Here is a 22,192-nt window from a genome sequence, read left to right as displayed (position 1 = left end):
AAAGAAATCAATATATGAATAAAACAGAACAATTAGCGGATGCGTCTGCTTATGCAGACAGTCGCCTGGCAAACGATCCACCGCTTCGGGCCGTACGTGCCTTTGAGGCCATTGCCCGGCTGGGCAGCGTCACGCTGGCCGCGCAGGAACTTGAGATCTCACCGTCGGCTGTCAGCCATCAGCTCAAGGTGCTCGAAGGCTATCTGCAAATGCCACTGACGGAGCGTCAGGGGCGAAGGCTGGTGCTGAGCCAGCACGGACGTGAATACTACCGCTCGATCCGTGCGGCGTTTAACGTGCTGCGCCAGGCAACGGAACATCTGGCTGAGCAGGCGCAAACGCGTCAGGTCACCATCAGCCTGATCCCGCTCTTTGGCATGGGGTGGTTTATCCCGCGTCTGCCTGCTTTTATGCGCGCGAATCCGCAGACCGAGATCAACGTAGTGTATGCCAACCATCGTAACTATCTGAGCGATGCGTCGGATATGTCGATTCGTTTTGGTAACGGTCAGTGGGCGGGCTATCAAAGTGAAAAGCTAATTTCCGGACAGATGGTGCCGGTGTGCAGCCGCACGTTTTTGCGTATTCATGGCCATATCGACACGCCTGAGCAGCTGCTGCAAATGCCGCTGCTGCATGATGAAGAGCGCACCACGTGGGCGCAGTGGTTTCTGTTGCAGGGGGTAAAACGTCCTCTCCGGCGCAGCGGCCCTCTGTTTGAAGACGGGCTGTTGACGCTGGCAGGTGTGCAGGCCGGGCTGGGCTGCGCGTTAATGCGCGAGCCGCTGATCGCACCTTACCTGGAGAGCGGTGAGCTGGTGAAGATATTTGACCTACCCATCGATGACGGGCGCGACTATCACCTCTGCGTACGTACAGATTCAGAGATGACCGAGGACGGTAAGCTGCTGCAAAACTGGCTTCGCAGGGCTGCGGGCGGGGAGTCGTCTGCGGGGTAAAGAGAAGAAAAAAGCCAGCTTATTCAGCTGGCTTTTGTACAAACAAGGTTTAGAACTGGTAGGTCAGACCCAGCGCAACGATGTTGTCGGTACCGATACCTGCCTGGCGAGTGAACTGGTTATCGTCCAGCAGGTTGATTTTGTAATCCACGTAGGTGGACATGTTTTTGTTAAAATAGTAGGTCGTGCCAACATCGATGTATTTAACCAGATCCTGGTCGCCGAAGTTCTCGATGTCTTTACCTTTAGACTGCAGGTAAGCAATGGATGGACGCAGGCCAAAGTCGAACTGGTACTGAGCCACAACTTCGAAGTTTTGCGCCTTGTTTGCGAAACCGTAAATGTCGCTGCGGTTGCCGTTAGAGGTACCGAAGCGGGTCGCGTTGTAGGTCTGAGAGTACTGCGCGGCAAGGTAGATATTGTTCGCGTCGTACTTCACGCCGCCGCTGTACACTTCAGCGCGGTCGCCTTCACCGTATACGCCAGCCGCATTCTGGTCAGCGGTACGTTTGGAGGAGGACATTGCCCCCCCAACGCTGAAGCCTTCACCCAGATCGTAAGTCAGGGATGCGCCGTAGCCGTCGCCGTTCTGGTTCAGCAGGCTGCGGCCGTTGGTGTTTTCACCGCTTACGCTGCCGTTTTTACCCTGGTACTGCAGGGCAAAGTTCAGGCCGTCAACCAGACCGAAGAAGTCCTGGTTACGGTAAGTTGCTACGCCGTTTGCACGAGACTGCAGGAAGTTGTCTGCGCCGTAGGTGTCTCCGCCGAATTCTGGCAGAACGTCGGTCCAGGAGGTCACGTCGTAAACCACGCCGTAGTTACGACCGTAATCGAATGAACCGGCTTCAGCGAACTTCAGACCTGCGAAGGCCACACGGGTCCAGGACTGGTTGTCGCCTTCGTCTTTGTTACCCTGAATCTGGTATTCCCACTGGCCGTAACCGGACAGCTGGTCGTTAACCTGGGTTTCACCCTTGAAGCCGATACGCATGTAGGTTTTATCACCGTCTGCGCCAGCGTCATCAGAGAAATAGTGCAGACCTGTCACTTTACCGTACAGATCCAGCTTGTTACCGTCTTTGTTATAAATTTCAGCTGCGTTTACAACGCCTGCTGCCAACATGGAAGTGACTGCCACTGCAACTAATTTAAGTTTCATCTTAAATATTCCTTATAATTTTTTTTCAGTATTTCCTGAACCATTGCGAGCAATTTCTATACGAGGCTGTTCGACAACGGCGTGCTATTTTTAAAAATCTTGTCGCTGCCTTTCAATAATAAGTTTCAAAATATGAGTAATAATTTCATTTAGTGTGATCGAGATCGGGTTAATGACGCCATGATAATTTGAGGTGGCGAATATTTAATCGGCGTGGATTTATTTTTAAACGGTTCCGGAGGCGTGGACTATTGCATTTCTTACTATTAAGGACGGTAATATTCGCAGGGAAGTAGTTACGCGCAGGTGTCAGGTTATGTCAATTTAAGATGTGTGGAATTTACGAAAGGAAGATAATATAAACAGAACCTAAACGATCTCACTAATGTTCAGATTAATATTTTCTGGTGCGATCACATATTAAATTTATGTTAATTTTCTGCCGGGTTTAATCACACCCGGCAGAAATCCGGACGCTATTTCCGGGTGGCGTACCAGCAGAGCAATGACCCGGCGCAGACCATCAGCGCGCCCTGCCAGAACGAGAAAGAGAGGGGAGAGCTCAGCAGCACGGCAGCAAGCGCGGCAGAGAGAACGGGAGTAAAATAGGACACGGCAGCCAGCACCGTAACGTTACCGTGCAGAATGCCAATATTCCATGCGGCATAGCCAAACCCAAGCGCGATACCGCACATAACGAGCTTCACGATAACCGGAAAACTGAACACCATTTCCGGCTGATCGCTCAGAGAATATTTCACCCACAGGCTGAGCGCAGTTAACAAAACAAAGAGGGTAATACCGTTTTGGCCTCTGGCAAATTTAGCGGTTACCGTGCAGTAAGCGGCCCAGATAAATGCCCCCGCAAAGGCCAGTGTATAGCTGAGCGGGTTCGAGACGATATTGCGGATTATTTCATCAATATGTAGCCCTTGCTCACCGCCTAATACCCAACACACGCCGAGCAGCGCGATAGCTAACCCGGGAATGACCCACAGCGTTGATTTCTGTCCGTTGAATAAAATAGCAAAGACGATCGTCAGGCTCGGCCAGAGATAATTTACCATACCGACTTCAATGGCCTGCGCTCGCGTGGCGGCATAGCCTAACGACAGCGCCAGGCAAATTTCGTAACTGACAAACAGTACGCTGCCTGCAATAAGATACCCGGGAGAAAAACGTTTAATATCAGGAAATCCTACCGTCACCAGGCAAAGCAATCCGCTGAGGGTATATATCATCGCCGCGCCGCCGACCGGCCCAAGCCCTTCACTCACGCTGCGAATCAGGCCCACCATGGTGCTCCACAACAGTATTGCCGCCAGTCCCGTGAGCGTTGCTCTCTTTCTGTCCATTACGTCTTCATCGCTAAAAAAACAAAGGAAAAATGTATCGCATTAATCCTGACCCTGTCGCGAATTATTCTCTCAGGCGTTTAACCCTAAAGGATTATTCAAACGCGGCAGCGGTGACTATTAAGGGGGCGAAGTCAGGCGACCTTGATTTGACGCAAAAAAAACAGGGACTTTGCTGTTAGTTTGCGGCGCGAAGTCTTATCAGATAACGAGGACAACAATGGACGTCAGCCGCAGACAATTTTTCAAAATCTGCGCGGGCGGTATGGCCGGAACCACAGCCGCAATGCTGGGATTTGCTCCCAAAATGGCGCTGGCTCAGGCACGCAACTATAAGCTGCTGCGTGCGAAAGAGATCCGTAACACCTGCACATACTGCTCCGTGGGTTGTGGGCTATTGATGTATAGCCTGGGCGATGGCGCGAAGAACGCCAGAGAAGCGATTTACCATATTGAAGGGGATCCGGATCATCCGGTGAGCCGCGGGGCACTCTGCCCGAAAGGGGCGGGCCTGCTGGACTATGTCCACAGCGAAAACCGCCTGCGCTACCCGGAATACCGCGCGCCGGGCTCCGACAAATGGCAGCGTATCTCCTGGGATGAGGCTTTCTCCCGTATTGCAAAACTGATGAAAGCCGACCGTGACGCCAACTTTATTGAAAAGAACGAGCAGGGCGTAACGGTCAACCGCTGGCTCTCTACCGGGATGCTGTGCGCATCTGCGGCAAGCAATGAAACCGGCATGCTGACACAAAAATTTGTGCGCTCTCTCGGCATGCTGGCGGTAGACAACCAGGCGCGCGTCTGACACGGACCAACGGTAGCAAGTCTTGCTCCAACATTTGGTCGCGGTGCGATGACCAACCACTGGGTTGATATCAAAAACGCTAACGTCGTGGTGGTGATGGGCGGTAACGCCGCTGAAGCCCATCCGGTGGGGTTCCGCTGGGCGATGGAAGCGAAAAACAACAACGATGCGACGCTTATCGTCGTCGATCCGCGCTTTACGCGTACAGCATCTGTGGCCGATATCTATGCGCCGATTCGCTCCGGTACGGACATTACGTTCCTGTCCGGCGTGCTGCTGTACCTGATTGAAAACAACAAAATCAACGCGGAATACGTTAAGCACTACACCAACGCGAACCTGCTGGTGCGGGATGATTTTGCCTTTGATGACGGGCTGTTCAGCGGCTATGACGCTGAAAAACGCCAGTACGACAAGTCCTCGTGGAACTATCAGTTCGACGAAAACGGCTATGCGATGCGGGATGAAACCCTGACGCATCCGCGCTGCGTGTGGAACCTGCTGAAGCAGCACGTTTCCCGCTATACGCCGGACGTGGTGGAGAACATCTGCGGCACACCGAAAGCGGACTTCCTGAAGGTGTGTGAAGTGCTGGCCTCCACCAGCGCCGCCGACAGAACCACCACGTTCCTGTATGCGCTGGGCTGGACACAGCACACCGTGGGCGCGCAGAACATCCGCACCATGGCGATGATCCAACTGCTGCTCGGCAACATGGGGATGGCAGGCGGCGGCGTGAACGCGCTGCGCGGCCACTCTAACATTCAGGGCTTAACCGATCTCGGTCTGCTCTCCACCAGCCTGCCGGGCTACCTGACGCTGCCGTCTGAAAAGCAGGCCGATCTGCAAGCGTATCTTGAGGCCAATACGCCAAAAGCGACGCTGCCGGATCAGGTGAACTACTGGAGCAACTATCCGAAATTCTACGTCAGCCTGATGAAATCCTTCTACGGCGACGCAGCGCAGAAGGAGAACGACTGGGGCTTTGAGTGGTTGCCGAAGTGGGACCAGGCTTACGACGTCATCAAGTATTTCAACATGATGGATAAGGGCAACGTCACGGGCTATATCTGCCAGGGCTTCAACCCGGTGGCCTCCTTCCCGGACAAGAACAAAGTCGTTCGCAGCCTGAGCAAGCTGAAGTACATGGTGGTTATCGATCCGCTGGTGACCGAGACCTCCACCTTCTGGCAGAACCACGGGGAGTCAAACGATGTCGATCCGGCGTCGATTCAGACCGAAGTGTTCCGCCTGCCATCTACCTGCTTTGCGGAAGAGGACGGCTCTATTGCCAACTCCGGCCGATGGCTGCAGTGGCACTGGAAAGGGCAGGACGCGCCGGGCGAAGCGCGTAACGACGGCGAAATCCTGGCCGGCATTTACCATCGCCTGCGCGAAATGTACCGCACTGAAGGCGGCAAAGGCGCTGAGCCGCTGCTGAAGATGAGCTGGCACTACAAGCAGCCGGATCGTCCTGAGTCTGAGGAAGTCGCGAAAGAGAACAACGGCGTGGCGCTGGCAGATCTCTACGACGCCAACGGCAACCTGGTGGCGAAGAAAGGCCAGTTGCTGAACAGCTTCGCGCTGCTGCGTGACGACGGTACCACGGCATCATCCTGCTGGATCTACACCGGCAGCTGGACGGAGCAGGGTAACCAGATGGCGAACCGCGACAACGCTGACCCGTCAGGCCTGGGCAACACGCTGGGCTGGGCTTGGGCATGGCCACTGAACCGTCGCGTGCTGTACAACCGTGCGTCCGCCGACGTGAACGGCAAGCCGTGGGATCCGAAACGGATGCTGATCCAGTGGAACGGGACGAAGTGGACGGGGAACGACATCCCGGACTACAACACTGCCGCGCCGGGCAGCAACACCGGGCCGTTTATCATGCAGCCGGAAGGGCTGGGACGCCTGTTCGCCCTCAACAAGCTGGCGGAAGGGCCGTTCCCGGAACACTACGAGCCGATGGAAACGCCGCTCGGTACTAACCCGCTGCACCCGAACGTGGTCTCCAGCCCGGTGGTGCGGATCTACGAAGAGGACGTGCTGCGCCTGGGCAAAAAGGACAAATTCCCGTATGTAGGAACGACCTATCGCCTGACCGAGCATTTCCATACCTGGACCAAGCACGCGCGGCTTAACGCCATCGCGCAGCCGGAACAGTTTGTGGAGATAAGCGAAACACTGGCGAAAGCGAAGGGCATTTCCAACGGCGACCGCGTGAAGGTGAGCAGCAAGCGCGGTTTTATTCGCGCGGTGGCGGTGGTCACCCGTCGTTTGCAAAGTCTGAACGTGCACGGCCAGCAGGTAGAAACTGTCGGTATCCCGCTGCACTGGGGCTTTGAGGGCGTGGCGCAAAAAGGTTACATCGCCAACACCCTGACGCCAAACGTCGGCGATTCCAACTCGCAAACGCCGGAGTACAAAGCGTTTCTGGTCAACATCGAGAAAGCGTAAGGAGCGATTAAATGGCGATGGAAACACAAGACATTATTAAACGCTCCGCGACCAACCCGATCACCCCCGCGCCCCGCGCGCGGGACTATAAGGCAGAAGTCGCCAAGCTTATCGATGTCTCCTCCTGCGTGGGCTGTAAAGCCTGCCAGGTGGCCTGTTCGGAGTGGAACGATATCCGCGACGAGGTGGGGCACTGCGTCGGGGTCTACGATAATCCGGCGGATCTGAGCGCCAAATCCTGGACGGTGATGCGCTTTAGCGAAACCGACCAGAACGGCAGGCTAGAGTGGCTCATCCGCAAAGACGGCTGCATGCATTGTGAAGATCCGGGCTGCCTGAAGGCTTGCCCGTCTGCCGGCGCGATTATTCAGTACGCCAACGGGATCGTCGACTTCCAGCAGGACAACTGCATCGGCTGCGGGTACTGCATCGCGGGCTGTCCGTTTAATGTCCCGCGCCTCAATAAAGAGGATAACCGGGTATATAAATGCACCCTGTGCGTGGACCGCGTCAGCGTCGGGCAGGAGCCTGCCTGCGTCAAGACTTGTCCCACTGGTGCTATCCACTTCGGCACCAAAAAAGAGATGCTGGACGTGGCGCAAGAGCGGGTGGACAAGCTGAAAGCGCGCGGCTACGACAAGGCGGGCATTTACAACCCGCAGGGCGTGGGCGGCACGCACGTAATGTACGTGCTCCACCATAACGATCAGCCGGAGCTGTATCATAATCTGCCGAAAGATCCGGCGATCGATACCTCCATCAACCTGTGGAAAGGGGCGCTTAAACCGCTCTCCGCGGCGGGCTTTATCGCCACCTTCGCGGGGCTGATTTATCACTACATCGGTATCGGGCCAAACAAAGAGGTGGATGACGACGAGGAGGAGCATCATGAGTAAGTCGAAAATGATTGTGCGCACGAAGTTTGTCGATCGCGCCTGTCACTGGACGGTAGTGATCTGCTTCTTCCTGGTGGCGGTCTCCGGGATTTCGTTCTTCTTCCCAACGCTACAGTGGCTGACCGAAACCTTCGGTACGCCGCAGATGGGGCGCATTCTGCACCCGTTCTTCGGCGTGCTGATTTTTGTGGTGCTGATGTTTATGTTCGTGCGTTTTGTCCACCATAACATCCCGGACAAGCAGGATATCCCGTGGGTGAAAGGGATCGTCGAAGTCCTGAAGGGCAACGAGCATAAAGTCGCGAAGGTGGGCAAATACAACGCCGGACAGAAGATGATGTTCTGGACCATCATGAGCATGATTTTTGTGCTGCTGGTGACCGGCGTAATTATCTGGCGTCCGTATTTTGCCCAGTATTTCCCCATTCAGGTAATTCGCTACGCGCTACTGATCCACGCCACGTCGGCCATCATTCTGATCCACGCCATCCTGATCCATATGTATATGGCGTTCTGGGTAAAAGGGTCGATTAAAGGCATGATTGAAGGGAAGGTGAGCCGCCGCTGGGCGCAGAAACACCATCCGCGCTGGTATCGTGACGTGGAACGCCTGGAAGCGAAACAGGAAAGTACGGAAGGGATCAAGTAAGACCTGCGCCGTCGGCTCTGCCCGGCGGCGCTGCGCTTGCACGGGCCTACCCCTGCTATATCAGAACCGCTCTTCCACATACCGGAACGGATATTTTGTGGGTTTAACTTTACCAATTTTACGTTTCGGTAAATCCACCTTGTCTACGTGTATTTCTTTATAGGGGATTTGCGTCAGCAGGTGCGAAATAATATTCAGGCGCACGCGTTTTTTATCTTCTGAACGGGCCACAAACCACGGTGCCCAGGCTGTATCGGTGGCTTCAAACATGGCGTCGCGGGCGAGGGTATACTCGTCCCACAGGTTAAAAGATTTAATGTCCATGGGGGACAGCTTCCAGATTTTGCGCCCATCGTTGATGCGGTCGCGCAGGCGGCGCTCCTGCTCTTTTGGCGTCACCTCCAGCCAGTATTTCAGCAGGATAATGCCGGCATCGACCATCGCTTTTTCCATGACCGGCGTGCCGTCCAGAAATTTCTCCACCTGTTCTTCGGTACAGAAGCCCATCACGCGCTCGACGCCCGCGCGGTTATACCAGCTGCGGTCGAAGATGACGATTTCGCCCGCTGAGGGCAGATGCGGCACGTAACGCTGGAAGTAGAGCTGGCTTTTTTCTTTATCGGTAGGCGCGGGAAGCGCGACGACGCGAAAGACGCGCGGGCTGACGCGCTCGGTAATCGCTTTGATGGTGCCGCCTTTACCGGCGCCGTCGCGCCCCTCAAAAACGATACACACCTTCAGTCCTTTGGCGACAACCCACTGCTGGAGCTTGACCAGTTCAACGTGCAGGCGGCGCAGCTCTTTTTCATATTCTTTAGTCTTTAGCGGAGCACTCTTTACGACTTCAACAGCGACAGGGGCTTTCTTTTTACTTCCCATAATTGTCATCCTCTGGTTGTCCGGCACGGGAAAAACGAGGCCGCACGACAAAGTGTAATCCACCTGAATTAATGGATTAATGTGTCAGCCAGCTGATTTGAACTGGCTCACCATACAAGATTGTTCAATAATGCCCGTCGCGAGTTTTTAACCTGTGGTTGCGGTATGAAAAAGACAATTTTTTCGCTGGCGCTTGGCACGTTTGGCCTGGGAATGGCTGAATTTGGCATTATGGGCGTGCTAACCGAGCTGGCGCATGACACCGGCATTTCGATTCCCTCCGCCGGGAATATGATCTCGTTTTATGCTTTCGGTGTGGTGGTTGGCGCCCCGATTGTGGCGCTGTTTTCAGGCAAGTTCTCCTTAAAAACCACGCTGCTGTTTCTGGTGGCAATGTGCGCTGTTGGCAATGCCCTGTTTACGTTTTCTACGTCGTATTTCTGGCTGGCGCTGGGGCGGCTGATTTCCGGTTTTCCGCACGGGGCCATTTTTGGCGTCGGGGCGATAATCCTCTCCAAAATTGCACCACCGGGTAAGGTGACGGTCGCGGTGGCCGGGATGATCGCCGGTATGACCGTAGCCAACCTGGTGGGCGTGCCGCTGGGGACCTGGCTGGGGCACGCCTTTAACTGGCGCTATACCTTTTTCGTGATTGCGGTGTTCGACGCGCTGGTGATCCTCTCAGTTCTGCTCTGGGTGCCGGACATCCGCGACACGTCAGAAATCAAATTGACCGAGCAGTTCAAATTTCTGAGGAAACCTGAACCCTGGCTAATTTTTGCCGCCACGATGTTTGGTAATGCCGGGGTGTTCGCGTGGTTTAGCTTCGTTAAGCCCTTTATGGTCAATGTTTCCGGCTTTTCGGAAGGGCTGATGACGGTCATCATGATGCTGATGGGGCTTGGCATGGTGTTAGGTAATCTGCTGAGCGGTAAGCTCTCTGGCCGGTTTAGCCCGCTGCGCATTGCGGCGGCTACCGACATGGTGATTGTCGCCTCACTGCTGCTGCTTTTTGCCTTTGGCGAACTGCAAGCGGCCTCGCTGGTCATGGGCTTTATCTGCTGTGCCGGGCTGTTTGCGCTCTCCGCGCCGCTGCAGATCCTGCTGCTGCAAAATGCGAAGGGCGGTGAGATGCTGGGGGCGGCAGGAGGGCAGATGGCGTTTAATCTCGGCAGTGCGATCGGTGCGTACTTCGGCGGGATGATGATTACCCTCGGCTTTAGCTGGCGTTACGTCACGCTGCCAGCGGCAATACTCTCTTTCTCGGCCATGAGCGCGCTGCTGATTTACGGTTACCTGCGGGCGAGACGTGCTCAGGCTAACGCTCGCGCGCTAGCCTGATGGGGTTCACGCAAGCCAGGGTTCACCCAGGGTCAGCATCAGGCGGTTGGCCCAGGCGAAAAACGCGGCAGACTGCACCAGATCAAGCTGCGCCAGGGTATCCAGCCCCTCTTTTTCCAGCGCGGCGAGGTGTAGCGGCGTGGCGGCAGGCGGCGTGACAGACAGCGCCCCCGCAAAGTTAATTTCCGCCTGCCAGCGTGCAGACTGCCCCTCGCTGAGGGACTGCCCCGGCCGCACGGCCAGCAGGGCCTCTACCGCAGCGTCATCCTTTGACAGCTGGCTGGCTTTACGCGCATGGACAGATGCGCAGTAGATGCAGCCGTTAATTTTACTGGCGACCGTTGCGGCCAGCTCGCGCTCGGCGCGCGGTAATCCCCCCGGCGTATAAAAAATTCCTTTATCCGTTAGCGTGCGCTGTTCAAGTACCGGCAGGTTGCGCCCCAGCAGGCGGAAGTAGTCGGAATCGGTATGGCCAAATTTCGCCAGGATGGCAACCTCATCGTCACGGAAGTCCGCCAGCGGTTTGGCCGCTATCCACGGTTCCCATCCCAGCTCCTGCTGGGTGAACGCGACGGGTGCCGCCTTGCCGGTGACCGTGGTTGCGGTCGTGTGCCAGACGCCTGCCGCCACCGGCGTTTCGCTTGCCGCGACGGGCCTGTCGTTCAGCAGCCGCAGCCCGGCGACGAGTCGGCTCTGGAAGCTCACAAACGCGACGAGCTGCGCCAGGGTAACGATGCCTTCCTTGCTCCACCCGGCCTGGGTCAGCGCCGTTAACGCGGCCGGCGTGGCTTCGACGGGTGAAAATGTCAGCAGGCGCGCGAAGTTCAGCGCCGGGGTCAGGCGCTCCGAGGTGGGGTCGGCCAGGCCAAACCCCGCATAGTGCGCGGCCAGCGCCTCCGCGCTGTGCCACCTGGCGACTTTGGCCGCCACGGCGAAGCGCTCGTCGAGTGCAAAATCATTATCCTGCTGGCTAAACAGAATTTCGTAGCTGCCCTGGGCGTGGCGTGTGGCGGCATCTCGCGTAGCGCGCGCCTCTGCCAGAGGGGAACCGGGTTTAATTTCCGCCAGCTCGGCGAGAATGTCCTGACTTAATGACATAGGTGTCTCCTCAAAGGATGTGGGGGGCAATCTTTTCTGCGATCAGCTCAACGGAGCGCAGCGTGTCGCGGTGCGTGGGTTCGACCGAATGGACCTGGAATGAGATATCCGTGGCGCGCCTGAGAACGGAGTCAGCATTCAGCGAATGCAGCACCGTATCGGGGGAACCGATATGCGCGTCAAACTGGCGGATATAATCGGTGACGGTGTCACCTTTAACTGCGTGCCCGGCAGCGCGATGCTGCCAGGCCTGTTTCGTGAGGCCCGGCGTTGCGACCCTGAGTGCATAGTCATCGCTGTCGGCGACGAACGCCGTACGGGAGGCCAGAATACGCGGCGCGATGCCCGCAGGTAGCGCATCGAGGTAGGCATCCACAATCGGGTTCTGGATCGCGTCGAGCGTTAAATTCGGGCGGTCTGCCGGGCGAGGCTGCGTGCGGGAGAGCATTAAACCGTGTCCAGCCCGGGCGGCGCGAACGGCACCGTCAACGGAGAAGGTGGCAATCCAGATACGGTCGGCAAGCTGTGGCGCCGGCGGGTAAAGGTGGTTATCCGGATGGGTCAGTGAATCCCCGCGCCAGGCGCTTTGGATCACATGCAAATGGTCCGCAAAGGCCGCGCCGCGACCCTCAAACGTCAGGCCGAACGGCAGAAATGAGGTCGGTGTGCCGCCCGATCCAAAACCGACTTCAAGACGACCATCGGCGAGTAAATCGAGCACGGCGGCATCTTCCGCCACGCGCAGCGGGTTTTCCATCGGCAGGGTAATGATGGCCGTGCCCAGCCGGATGGTTTCGGTATGCGCGGCCACGTGCGCCAGAAACAGCAGCGGTGACGGCAGGCCGCCTTCACTTTCGTGGAAGTGGTGCTGCGCAATCCAGGCGCTGTCAAAGCCGTGGCGTTCGGCGTGGCGGATCTGTTCGGTTGCTAGACAATAGCGCTCCTTCGGCGTGGCGTCGTCAAGCAGGCGGGTGAAAAATCCCAGGCGTTTTCGCGTCATGCGAGCTCCTCCGTAGCGGGTGAAAAATGGGGAATGGCGTCAATCAGCTCCCGGGTATAGTCGTTCTGCGGTGACGCGAATAAGGTTCCGACATCGCCCTGTTCGACCACCTGACCGCTGCGCAGCACCGTGACGCTATGGGCGATCCGGCGGACGGTGGACAAATCATGCGTGATGAAGAGGTAGGTCAGTCCCAGCTGCTGCTGCAACTGCTGAAGCAGAGCCAGAATCTGCGCCTGCACGGTGACGTCCAGCGCGGAGGTGGCTTCGTCCAGCACCAGAATGGTCGGCTCCAGGATCAGTGCCCGGGCGATGGCAACGCGCTGACGCTGTCCGCCTGAAAGCTCCCGGGCGGTGCGGCTCAATATATCGACCGGCAGGGCAACCCGCTGTGCCACGGTCTCGACCCGGACTTTGCGCTCCGCCTTACCGAGGCGAAAAAAGTTCTTCAGGGGCTCTTCGATGATGTCAAACAGCGTCTGACGCGGGTCGAGAGAGGCAAACGGGTTCTGGTAAACAAACTGGATCTTCTGGCGCAGCTGGCGGCGGGCCTCGCGGCTGAGCGCGGTGGCATCAATATCGTCAATGATGACCTGCCCGCTGTCGGCCTGTTCAAAACCCAGCAAAATACGGGCGAGGGTGGTTTTCCCGGAGCCGGATTCCCCGACCAGCGCGTGCGTACTACCGCGCCTGACGTCAAACGTCACCCGATCCAGCGCCTGAAGCTGATGACCTTTGCCCAGGGAGAATTGTTTGCTGATGGCGCGGGCGCGAATGGCCGGAGACGCGAGCGGGCGGCCGGCCACCGGGGCGATGGTCAGGCGCTGGCCCTGGAGATCGCTCAGCAGCTGGCGGGTGTAGGCGTGCTGAGGCGTGCGTACGATATCGGCGGTGTTGCCTTGCTCCTGAACCTCGCCATCGCGAAAAACCAGCAGCCTGTCCGCGCGCTGCGCGGCCAGCGCAAGATCGTGGGTGACAAACAGAACGGCGGTACCCGATTCCCGGCGCAGGATATCCAGCAGATCGAGAATACGCTTTTGCACCGTCACATCCAGCGCGCTGGTGGACTCATCGGCAATGATGACGTCCGGGCGCAGGGCAATGGCGATGGCAATCAGCACGCGCTGTTTCATCCCGCCGGAGAGCTGATGGGGATACTGCGTCATGCGCTGCTCGGGGTGGCTCAGGCCGACCTTTGTCAGCAGGTCGAGCACCTGTTCGTCGCGCCGGGCGCGGGTCACTTTCTGGTGTAGCTGAATGATTTCTCCGACCTGCGCGCCGATGGTTTTCACCGGGTTGAGCGAATTACCCGGATCCTGCGGAACCAGGCTAATTCGCGCCCCGCGAAGAGTATCGAGACGCCTGGCGGACCATAGGCTAATCTCCTCGCCGTTGAGCGATATTTTTCCCGCATCGCGCCGGGCGTTGTCGGCCAGCAGACCAATGATCGCCTGTGCCGTGGTCGTTTTGCCGGATCCGGATTCACCGACAAACGCCAGCATTTCCCCTCGCCCGAGCGTGAAGCTGACGTTATGCACCACCTCTCGCCACTGACGCGCGGTACGGTAGCTGATCGTCAAATTTTCCACTGAGAGAACGGTCATTAGCGACCTCCGCTGAACTGTTGGCTGATACGGTTGGTGGCCAGCACCACGGCGATGACGACGACGCCGGGGAAGGTGGTTAACCACCAGGCGGTAGAGAGATAGTTACGGCCTTCGGCGATCAATAAGCCCCATTCCGGCACGGGGGGCGGGGTGCCGTAGCCGAGAAAGCTCAGCGTGGAGAGCGCCAGGATGGCCTGACCAAACTGCAGTGTGGCAAAGGCGAGGACGGCGGTTAACGCGTTGGGCAGGATGTGTCGCCACAGCACGGCGAAAAACGTCCCGCCGCTGCCAAACGCCGCCTCGACGTAATCCGTGTGCCGGATGCGCACCACTTCACCGCGCGCGAGGCGGGCGAAGCTGGCAATGGAGGCAACGCCTACGGCAATCGCGGCGTTAACGGTGCCAAACCCGAGCAGAATAATGACCGTCAGTGAGAGCAGCAGAGACGGGATGGACAGCAGCACGTCGACAAAACGCATCAGGAAAGACTCGACGCGTCCGGCGAACGCCCCGGCAACCACCCCTAAGCCGGTACCCACCACCAGACCCATCGTCACGGCGGCCAGCGCTGCGCTCAGGGAGTGTGAGGCACCGTACACGATGCGCGTGTAAACATCGCGGCCAAGCTGATCGGTGCCGAGCCAGTGTCCCGCCTGCGGCGCCAGGCGTTGTGCCCCGGCGATGCCCTCAATCGGGCTGTAGTGGGTTAACAGGCCAGGCGCCACGGCGGCAAAAGCGGCGAGAATAATCACCCCCCATGCCAGCCACAGTCCCGGTTGCCATTCCACTTCCTGCCACGCTGGAACGCGCTTTCGCGCGGCGGCGGCGTAATCGACCAGGCTCATGAAGCACCTCCGGTAACGGTTTGCAGACGGGGATCCAGCAGCGGCATCAGCAGATCCACCAGCAGATTAATCAGGACAAAACCGAGGGCGGAAATCATCACTACCGCCTGAAGCACGGCGATATCCTGGTTATTCACCGCCTGTTGGGTCAGCTGGCCGAGCCCGCTGCGGCCAAAAACGGTTTCGGTAATCAGCGCCCCGGCAATCAGCTCGCCCAGCAGCAGCCCGGCAATGTTCAGGACCGGTAGCAGGGCGTTGCGGGTGACGTGACGCCACAGAACGGCGGTTTCACTCAGCCCTTTGGCCCGGGCGACGGCGACAAACGGCTGCGTTGCCACCTGGTCCAGGCTGCGCATCAGGATTTGCGCCAGCGGGGCGGAGATCGGGATCGCGACGGTGACGATTGGCAGGATCAACCCCTGCAGTGGCGTCGGGTTAATGACCGGGATCAGCCGCAGCTGAAAAGAAAAGAGCTGGATGAGGGCAATCCCCAGCCAGAAAGTGGGTAAGGAGATAAACAGGACCGGCAGCGACTGGAGGGTACTGCTCAGCCAGCGCAGACCCGGCAGACGCGATGCAAAAGCCAGCGCAAACGCCAGCAGGACCGCGAGCACAAACGCGGGCAGGGCAAGACTCAGGGTATCCGGCAGATTGCTGGCAATCAGCTCGCTGACCGGCACCCCTGCCTGTAACGAATAGCCGAAATCCCCGCGCAGCATCGCCAGCAGCGTGTGGCCGTATTGCTGCCACAGCGGGCTGTCCGCGCCGTAGGCCACGCGCATCTCCTCGATTTGCGCCGGGCTTAGGCCCAGGTCCGGGTTCTGAAATTTAATCAGCACCGCGTCGCCCGGCAGCACCTGGAGCAACACGAACGAGAGGGTAAAGGCGGCCCACAGTACCAGCAGCCCGTGCCCAAAGCGTTGAAGAAGTGCGTGGCGCATCGTCAGCTCCTCAGTGTTTCTCAATCCACGCGCCGTAGAACGACGGGCGGCCTACCGCTTCAAAATTGACGCCTTTCAGCCACGGCGCACCGGCAAAGACCTGCGGTTCCTCGAAAATCGGGATGACGTAGGCGTTATCCAGCAGGTAGCGCTGGGCGTCGCCCGTCAGCTGCAGGCGTTTTTGCGGATCGACCTCAGCCGAAATGTTCACCAGCAGTTCATTCAGCTTGTCGTCGCGGAAGTTTTTAACCTTGTCGCTGGAGCCGCCCTTTTGCAGCAGCGCGTCGCGGTTAGCCGGGTAGAACATGCTTTTCACCACGTCAGGAGCGGCGCGGCCTACTTCGGAGACGGTTAACGGGGTTTTCAGCGGATCAAGGTTATCCAGCGTGCGGCTGCCTGCGTCACCGGCTTTGACGCTCAGCGCCACGCCCACCTGTCGCCACTGCTGGGCAACCAGCTGCAGCACCTCTTTATTTTGCGGCTGCGGCAGGGATTCATACACCGTCAGTGCCAGACGTTGGCCGTCTTTGGCGCGGACCCCGTCGCTGCCCGCTTTCCAGCCCGCGTCGTCCAGCAGCTGGTTGGCTTTTACCGGGTCAAAGGTCAATTTGTCGCTGAGATCGACAAAGCCTGCTGCGGAATCGGCAATCACCGACTTCGCCTGCGGATAGTTGGCCGAGAAGAGGGTCTCGACCACCTGTTTTGCGTTGGTGGCATGCAGCAGCGCCTGGCGTACGCGAATATCGGAGACCAGCGGGTTATCCGGACGGAAGCTGATGCTGTCGTTCACCCCACGCGTTGGGGCAGCGTAGATTTTATAGCCCTGGTCGGTCGCCTGCTTTTCGTCATACGCCTGCACCTGGCGAATAAAGTCGGCCTGGCCGGCCAGAAGGGCGCCGATGCGCACGCTGTCTTCCTGAGTGACGATAAACTTGATGCCGTCCAGATTGGCTGGCCCCTGCTGTGGCAGGTTTTTGGGCCCCCACTGGTAGTCCTTACGGGCTTCGAGCGTCACTTCACGCCCCAACTTCTCGTCCTTCACCACAAACGGCCCGGAGCCAATGATGTGGCGGGCGTCACCCAGCTCTTCGAAGTTGCGCTTCAGCGTGCTGAGCGAAACCAGACCCGAGCCAATGGTGGCGGTGCCCTGCAGGAACCCCGGCGACGGTTTTTTGAAGTAGAACTTCACGGTCAGCGGGTCGATGACTTCGCTACGATCATAGTTATTGATCACTTCTGACACCGGCAGGCGCTGCGCCTTGTTACCTAAGCCGTAGGTATCAAAGTTTTTCGCCACGGCGTTAGCATCCAGCGGCGTGCCGTCGGAGAAGGTAATACCGGGACGCAGTTTAAAGGTGTATTCGGTTTTATCGGCGTTGGTGGTCCAGCTTTCTGCCACCCAGGGTTCCACCTCCAGCGTCTTTGGGTTCTGCCACGTCAGTTTGTCGGTGATCTGGTTCAGAATGCCGCCGTTCGGGTAGAAGCCGCCGGCAGGCGGATAGAGGTTGGTGTGCGCCTGTTGCTCCAGATAAATCAGCGTGCCGCCTTTAACAGGCGCATCCGCGGACCAGGCTGCGGTGGTCGTCAGAATCAGCGCCGTCAGCAGCGGCAGACGAAATGGGGTTTGCATGGTGAATTCCTTTGTTATCTTCTTGTTAGCGTCGGATTCATCATCGGGCGCGCGGGAAAACAAGTGAACAAAGGAATTAAGATAAGGATTGCCGGAAAATGGCTATAAAAAAACCGCCCCGGTAAGGAGCGGTGATGTACGGTGGGTGATTACGAACGCAGGTCAATCACCATACGGCCACGGATCTGGCCCTGTTCCATCTCTTTAAAGATGGCGTTGATGTCTTCGATCGGACGCATCGTCACTTTCGGCACCACTTTGCCCTCGGCCGCAAACTGGAAGGCTTCCTGCAGATCCTGACGGGTACCGACCAGCGAACCCACCACCTGAATGCCGTCCAGCACCAGACGCGGAATATCGAGGCTCATCGCTTCCGGCGGCAGGCCAACCGCCACCACGCGGCCACCGGCACGCACGGCATCAACGGCGGAGTTGAATGCCGCTTTGGCGACGGCAGTGACGACTGCGGCATGGGCACCGCCGGTTTTCTCCTGCACAATTTTCGCGGCATCTTCGCTGCGGGAGTTAATGGTTAAATCCGCACCCATGCTGGCCGCCAGCTTCAGCTGTTCGTCGTTAACGTCAAGGGCGATGACTTTGGCGTTAAAGACGTTTTTAGCATACTGCAGCGCGAGGTTACCCAGCCCGCCAAGACCGTAAATGGCGATCCACTGGCCCGGTTTGATACCCGAGACCTTCACCGCTTTGTAGGTGGTAACGCCGGCGCAGGTGATGCTGCTGGCCGCCGCCGAATCCAGGCCGTCCGGCACTTTTACCGCATAATCCGCGGTGACGATGCACTCTTCAGCCATCCCGCCGTCAACGGAGTAACCGGCGTTTTTCACGTCGCGGCACAGAGTTTCGTTGCCGGTATTACAGTATTCGCAGTGGCCGCAACCTTCGAAAAACCACGCCACGCTGGCACGATCGCCAACTTTCAGTGATTTCACGCCGGGGCCGATTTCCTTCACGATGCCAATCCCTTCATGGCCCAGGATCACCCCGGTTTTATCGCCGAAATCACCATTCTTCACGTGAAGATCGGTATGGCATACGCCACAGCATTCCATCTTCAGCAGGGCTTCCCCGTGCTTTAGCGGGCGTAAGGTTTTTTCGGTGACGTTGACCTGATGATCCTGAGTAACAACAGCAGCCTTCATGTGTATCTCCTTGTTCATGATAAGTATCTGCATAGCAGGGTAATACCTCTTAAGGATTAATACATTAGCCTGGTAATGCAAGGCTGCAGCAACATAATGTCATCATTTAAGCCGATTTCAGATTAAGAATACGGCGTTCCTCTAATAATTAAGGGGGAAAATACTGGCCCGACGAGAGAGACTCGCCGGGCGCAGATTTACAGCAGTGCTTCTATCTCCTCAATCTCTTTACGCCATTGCGCCTGCAGCTGCGGCTTTTGATGCTTCGGCTTACGCGCCAGATCGTCTTCCAGCAGCGTTTCCAGCGCGACCAGCCGTTCAAGCAGATCGTCGTACGGGGAGGAGGGTTGAACCTCACCAGCGGCGATGACGGGCGCGGTGGATGTCACCAGCCCCGCGCTTTCACGCAGGCGCTCAAACACCGCTTCTGCATCGTGCCACTCGCTCAGCTTCCCCTCTTCAATCAGCCAGAAGCGGTTGCAGCTTTGGCTGATTAACTGTCGGTCATGGCTGACCAGCAGCACGCCCCCTTCGAACTGTTGCAGCGTTTCCGCCAGCGCCTCTTTGCCTTCCATGTCGAGATGGTTGGTGGGTTCATCCAGCATCAGCAGGCTATAGCGGGCAAGCGTCAGGCCGACAAACAGCAGACGAGAGCGCTCGCCACCGCTGAGCGTACTGACTTTTTGCCCGTGACGCGCCCATGGGAATCCCGCGCTTATCAGTGCCATTTTGCGGTTCTGCGGATCCGGCGCGAAAGGATCCAGCGCGTCGAGCAGCGTGGCGTCATCCGGCAACTGATTCAGCGTCTGGTCGTAATAGCCTGGCGACACGCGCGGATGGATTTTCAACCCGCTGTCTGCGGGCATATCGGCAAATTGTTGCCAGATAAGCCTCATCAGCGACGATTTACCGCAGCCGTTACGACCGACAATCGCCACGCGGTCGCCGCTTTTTAGCCGCGCAACGTCGATGTTAAACAGCGGCGGGAGCCCCGGAGCAGGCGGAACGTCGAGGTTTTCCATCTCCAGCAGACGGTCTGCCCGCAGCGCGTCACCGCGCAGGGTTAACGTCCACTGGCTGCCTGCCGTTACTTCCGTCTGGCTCTCCTTCAGCCGTTCGACCTGTTTTTCCATCTGTTTGGCTTTGCGGGCCAGGTCTTCGTTGTCGTAAACCTTGCCCCAGGTCGCCAGCCGCTTCGCGCTGGCGGTTACGCGGTCGATCTCCTTTTGCTCCGCCTTGTGGCGCTGCGCGTCGCTTTCATCTTTTGCTGCAAGCGCCCTGCGCGCGGCCGTGCAGGGAAGGGCGAAGTAGTGCAGCGTTTTATCGCGCAGGATCCAGCTGCCGTTGGTGACGGCATCCAGCAGCTGTCTGTCGTGCGAGACCAGCACGAAGCTGCCTGACCAGTTCTGCAGGAAGTGTTCCAGCCAGAGCATGGTCGGCAGGTCCAGGTGGTTGCTGGGTTCATCGAGCAGGAGCAAATCCGGCTCGTGAATCAGCGCCCGCGCCAGCAGCAGGCGGGTGTGTTGCCCGCCGCTCAGCGTGGCGGATTGCAGCATCATATCCTGCGGCGTGAAGCCCATGCTCGCCAGCAGGGTTTCGGCTTTCCAGCGCAGGCTATCGCGCTCAGCTAAGGGCAGCTGTGCGAGTACCGCATCCAGCATGGTCAGCGGGAAAATGGCGTCCGGGAGATGTTGCTCCACGCGTGCCATCAGGCAGTGCCCGGCCAGCGCGACCGTTCCGGCGGCAGGGGAATCAGTGCCGTCCAGCACCTTCAGCAACGTACTTTTGCCGCAGCCGTTGTCGCCCAGCAGGCCAATGCGGTCGCCTTTTTTCAGCGTAAAGGAGAGTGAGTCGAAGAGCGTGCCAAACGCCGTATCAACGCGTAAAGATTGTGCAGTGAGTAAAGTGCTCATTGTTGCTTACCCAAGAGTTACAGGCATGTTTATGCCTCGTCAAACATCGCTGACGATAACTCAGTAAGCCCGAGAGAAGGGATTTCAGGGGTTGGTGTCTTCGCTCAAGCAGAAGTTATCGCAGCACGATACCGATAACGCTTGAGCCGGTGCGATCACCAAATGTATGTGAAACATTGAAAATTTCACGATACAGCATAATTGGCCTCCTTATATGTTTTGAGTTTGCAGGTAGCTATCACTATATAACTTTTTTCAGGATAAACCTAGAAGAAGGGCAGCATTGCTGCCCAGGATTATCTTTTCCGTAAGAGCAAATAAAGAACCAGCGTGGACACTGACGCAATCAATATGGCAATACCTAAAAAAAGGTAAAGAACAAAATCCATGATCAATTCGTCGCCATATATTTCAAAATGCTCCGCAAAAGAGTACTGCGTTTCAGGTGGAACAAATTTATATAGTGTGAGTAGTGACAGAAACACGACCGTACACCATAGCAGTGCCAGGAGTACCATCTTCATTAATAAACCTGCACAACGCCATGAGCTATCATATAGTTTCCCAGTTGCTGCCCTCCTGTACGAAGTAAGGCGGATGCCAGGACCTTAAAATCACTCTGACTGTAAAGCGTGATACATCCCTTACTTAATCCCGATGGTCCGATAGGGTGCAGTCTGAACTCTCCTCGCCTTACCCCATCCACAAAAGTCTCATCGTTCATCAATCCATCATCGCGATACAAAGCAAACCACTCGCTGCGATTCGAACCCGTGAAAAATGCATTTAAACTGTCCTTTGTTTGAGTATACCAACCACCTTATCCACGTAATAGTATGTAATATCGGCCCGGAGGGAGAGGGCCTATATCGGGTAGAGACGCGCTTTCGGGACGATTTGTTGCATTACCATTCCCAGAAAATGCAGGGAAAAAACCCACACCGGGCACAGACAATGTTGCATACTTACCGCCGTTAAGGTGGAAATAACACTGCAGGAGATTCATGAACGATCATTCCATGAATCAGCAAAGATGATGTTACCGTCACAATGCCGCCACGTGATTTTCTCATAACGTAGGGAAATATTTTCAAGATGGTTATGTTTTTCCATCGCTGGATTTTTTACGTCATGCATTACCGGGCATATTGAGACAACTTTAACGTTCTCCAGATACATGTTGAAGTACTCGACCTCCTGACCAGCATCATTGATCTTATACCACTTAAACTCGGCACTTTTCAGCGTTTGGCCTTTTGCCACAGCCTTGTATAAGTAAGGGCTAGAACTGTCAAACTCCTTTTCAAATACCAGGGCACTATGAACGCGCGTACCCGTTATTTTTCCTGTCATGTTATCTGTGGGCAGATGCAGTCCATGACCGAACCCTAATATCTCGATACTTCCCTCGCGATCTTGTACATCAACAGCCCCTTTGATATCTGCGCCACCGTCATCTTTAAGCCAAAGGTATGCCGGAATTGCCATTTCA

At 57.1% G+C, this 22,192-nt stretch carries 17 protein-coding genes and 1 pseudogene; 5 read left to right on the top strand and 13 right to left on the bottom strand.

Features of this window, described 5'->3' with window-relative positions; genetic code table 11:
• The first annotated feature begins 14 nt into the window (after nt 1-14).
• Nucleotides 15-959, top strand: a complete 945-nt coding sequence (locus tag URZ40_RS11195; protein WP_116339731.1) for a LysR substrate-binding domain-containing protein — start codon at nt 15-17, stop codon at nt 957-959.
• Nucleotides 960-1,008: 49 nt separating this feature from the next.
• On the opposite strand, the gene URZ40_RS11190 is transcribed toward URZ40_RS11195, so the two are convergent.
• Nucleotides 1,009-2,118, bottom strand: coding sequence for a porin OmpC (locus tag URZ40_RS11190; protein ID WP_320720544.1), 1,110 nt, complete (start codon nt 2,116-2,118; stop codon nt 1,009-1,011).
• A gap of 476 nt (nt 2,119-2,594) precedes the next feature.
• A complete protein-coding gene (gene yddG, locus URZ40_RS11185; RefSeq protein WP_316379200.1) occupies nt 2,595-3,473 on the bottom strand; it encodes an aromatic amino acid DMT transporter YddG in 879 nt (292 codons plus the stop codon).
• A 220-nt stretch (nt 3,474-3,693) separates the two neighbouring features.
• Here yddG and fdnG point away from each other — a divergent pair, with 220 nt between their 5' ends.
• The 3 genes from fdnG to fdnI are packed head-to-tail and all read left to right on the top strand — an operon-like array spanning nt 3,694 to nt 8,286.
• Nucleotides 3,694-6,741, top strand: coding sequence for a formate dehydrogenase-N subunit alpha (gene fdnG, locus URZ40_RS11180; protein WP_320720543.1), 3,048 nt, complete (start codon nt 3,694-3,696; stop codon nt 6,739-6,741).
• A gap of 11 nt (nt 6,742-6,752) precedes the next feature.
• Nucleotides 6,753-7,637 carry a formate dehydrogenase subunit beta gene (gene fdxH / locus URZ40_RS11175; RefSeq protein WP_166711265.1) on the top strand — a complete coding sequence of 295 codons (885 nt, stop codon included), beginning with the start codon at nt 6,753-6,755 and terminating at the stop codon, nt 7,635-7,637.
• A complete protein-coding gene (gene fdnI / locus URZ40_RS11170) occupies nt 7,630-8,286 on the top strand; it encodes a formate dehydrogenase-N subunit gamma (protein ID WP_316379198.1) in 657 nt (218 codons plus the stop codon). The genes fdxH and fdnI overlap by 8 nt, the downstream gene beginning before the upstream one ends.
• Nucleotides 8,287-8,346: 60 nt before the next feature.
• On the opposite strand, the gene ppk2 is transcribed toward fdnI, so the two are convergent.
• Nucleotides 8,347-9,165, bottom strand: a complete 819-nt coding sequence (gene ppk2 / locus URZ40_RS11165; protein WP_080329185.1) for a polyphosphate kinase 2 — start codon at nt 9,163-9,165, stop codon at nt 8,347-8,349.
• A gap of 165 nt (nt 9,166-9,330) precedes the next feature.
• On the opposite strand from ppk2, the gene araJ reads away from it, so the two are divergent.
• On the top strand, nt 9,331-10,506 hold the full coding sequence (gene araJ / locus URZ40_RS11160; RefSeq protein ID WP_320720542.1) for an MFS transporter AraJ: 1,176 nt from the start codon (nt 9,331-9,333) through the stop codon (nt 10,504-10,506).
• Between the two features lie 6 nt (nt 10,507-10,512).
• On the opposite strand, the gene URZ40_RS11155 is transcribed toward araJ, so the two are convergent.
• From URZ40_RS11155 to URZ40_RS11110, 10 genes and pseudogenes are all read right to left on the bottom strand, one after another.
• Nucleotides 10,513-11,604 (bottom strand): alkylhydroperoxidase domain protein, encoded by a 1,092-nt coding sequence (locus tag URZ40_RS11155; RefSeq protein WP_320720541.1) that lies wholly within the window; start codon nt 11,602-11,604, stop codon nt 10,513-10,515.
• Between the two features lie 10 nt (nt 11,605-11,614).
• Nucleotides 11,615-12,604, bottom strand: a complete 990-nt coding sequence (locus URZ40_RS11150; RefSeq protein WP_320720540.1) for a putative FMN-dependent luciferase-like monooxygenase — start codon at nt 12,602-12,604, stop codon at nt 11,615-11,617.
• Nucleotides 12,601-14,208: an ABC transporter ATP-binding protein gene (locus URZ40_RS11145; protein WP_320720539.1), complete on the bottom strand. Its 1,608-nt coding sequence runs from the start codon at nt 14,206-14,208 to the stop codon at nt 12,601-12,603. The genes URZ40_RS11150 and URZ40_RS11145 overlap by 4 nt, the downstream gene beginning before the upstream one ends.
• Nucleotides 14,208-15,056: an ABC transporter permease gene (locus URZ40_RS11140; RefSeq protein WP_163329503.1), complete on the bottom strand. Its 849-nt coding sequence runs from the start codon at nt 15,054-15,056 to the stop codon at nt 14,208-14,210. The genes URZ40_RS11145 and URZ40_RS11140 overlap by 1 nt, the downstream gene beginning before the upstream one ends.
• Complete coding sequence (locus URZ40_RS11135; RefSeq protein WP_320720538.1) at nt 15,053-15,997, bottom strand: ABC transporter permease; 945 nt, start codon at nt 15,995-15,997, stop codon at nt 15,053-15,055. Before URZ40_RS11135 ends, URZ40_RS11140 begins: the two co-directional genes overlap by 4 nt.
• A gap of 10 nt (nt 15,998-16,007) precedes the next feature.
• Nucleotides 16,008-17,627, bottom strand: coding sequence for a TIGR04028 family ABC transporter substrate-binding protein (locus URZ40_RS11130; protein ID WP_320720537.1), 1,620 nt, complete (start codon nt 17,625-17,627; stop codon nt 16,008-16,010).
• 149 nt (nt 17,628-17,776) lie between these two features.
• Nucleotides 17,777-18,787 (bottom strand): alcohol dehydrogenase AdhP, encoded by a 1,011-nt coding sequence (adhP, locus tag URZ40_RS11125; RefSeq protein ID WP_266153367.1) that lies wholly within the window; start codon nt 18,785-18,787, stop codon nt 17,777-17,779.
• Between the two features lie 197 nt (nt 18,788-18,984).
• A complete protein-coding gene (locus URZ40_RS11120; RefSeq protein ID WP_320720536.1) occupies nt 18,985-20,700 on the bottom strand; it encodes an ABC-F family ATP-binding cassette domain-containing protein in 1,716 nt (571 codons plus the stop codon).
• Between the two features lie 523 nt (nt 20,701-21,223).
• Nucleotides 21,224-21,706: pseudogene (locus URZ40_RS11115) on the bottom strand (DUF2778 domain-containing protein).
• Nucleotides 21,703-22,188: an Hcp family type VI secretion system effector gene (locus tag URZ40_RS11110; RefSeq protein WP_182945432.1), complete on the bottom strand. Its 486-nt coding sequence runs from the start codon at nt 22,186-22,188 to the stop codon at nt 21,703-21,705. Before URZ40_RS11110 ends, URZ40_RS11115 begins: the two are co-directional and overlap by 4 nt.
• Nucleotides 22,189-22,192: the final 4 nt, after the last annotated feature.

Origin of the sequence: Enterobacter sp. 296B2, from assembly GCF_034106185.1 — a bacterium.
GTDB lineage: Bacteria > Pseudomonadota > Gammaproteobacteria > Enterobacterales > Enterobacteriaceae > Enterobacter > Enterobacter cloacae_N.
Note: the sequence above shows the minus strand (reverse complement) of the source record. Positions and strands in the feature narration are given on the sequence as shown.

What these genes read in the sequence shown, in the direction of transcription:
- adhP (WP_266153367.1), bottom strand. Translation starts at nt 18,787, where the DNA reads ATGAAGGCTGCTGTTGTTACTCAGGATCATCAGGTCAACGTCACCGAA.
- URZ40_RS11155 (WP_320720541.1), bottom strand. Translation starts at nt 11,604, where the DNA reads ATGTCATTAAGTCAGGACATTCTCGCCGAGCTGGCGGAAATTAAACCC.
- URZ40_RS11140 (WP_163329503.1), bottom strand. Translation starts at nt 15,056, where the DNA reads ATGAGCCTGGTCGATTACGCCGCCGCCGCGCGAAAGCGCGTTCCAGCG.
- URZ40_RS11190 (WP_320720544.1), bottom strand. Translation starts at nt 2,118, where the DNA reads ATGAAACTTAAATTAGTTGCAGTGGCAGTCACTTCCATGTTGGCAGCA.
- araJ (WP_320720542.1), top strand. Translation starts at nt 9,331, where the DNA reads ATGAAAAAGACAATTTTTTCGCTGGCGCTTGGCACGTTTGGCCTGGGA.
- URZ40_RS11195 (WP_116339731.1), top strand. Translation starts at nt 15, where the DNA reads ATGAATAAAACAGAACAATTAGCGGATGCGTCTGCTTATGCAGACAGT.
- ppk2 (WP_080329185.1), bottom strand. Translation starts at nt 9,165, where the DNA reads ATGGGAAGTAAAAAGAAAGCCCCTGTCGCTGTTGAAGTCGTAAAGAGT.
- fdnI (WP_316379198.1), top strand. Translation starts at nt 7,630, where the DNA reads ATGAGTAAGTCGAAAATGATTGTGCGCACGAAGTTTGTCGATCGCGCC.
- URZ40_RS11150 (WP_320720540.1), bottom strand. Translation starts at nt 12,604, where the DNA reads ATGACGCGAAAACGCCTGGGATTTTTCACCCGCCTGCTTGACGACGCC.
- yddG (WP_316379200.1), bottom strand. Translation starts at nt 3,473, where the DNA reads ATGGACAGAAAGAGAGCAACGCTCACGGGACTGGCGGCAATACTGTTG.
- URZ40_RS11135 (WP_320720538.1), bottom strand. Translation starts at nt 15,997, where the DNA reads ATGCGCCACGCACTTCTTCAACGCTTTGGGCACGGGCTGCTGGTACTG.
- URZ40_RS11110 (WP_182945432.1), bottom strand. Translation starts at nt 22,188, where the DNA reads ATGGCAATTCCGGCATACCTTTGGCTTAAAGATGACGGTGGCGCAGAT.
- URZ40_RS11120 (WP_320720536.1), bottom strand. Translation starts at nt 20,700, where the DNA reads ATGAGCACTTTACTCACTGCACAATCTTTACGCGTTGATACGGCGTTT.
- URZ40_RS11145 (WP_320720539.1), bottom strand. Translation starts at nt 14,208, where the DNA reads ATGACCGTTCTCTCAGTGGAAAATTTGACGATCAGCTACCGTACCGCG.
- fdxH (WP_166711265.1), top strand. Translation starts at nt 6,753, where the DNA reads ATGGCGATGGAAACACAAGACATTATTAAACGCTCCGCGACCAACCCG.
- URZ40_RS11130 (WP_320720537.1), bottom strand. Translation starts at nt 17,627, where the DNA reads ATGCAAACCCCATTTCGTCTGCCGCTGCTGACGGCGCTGATTCTGACG.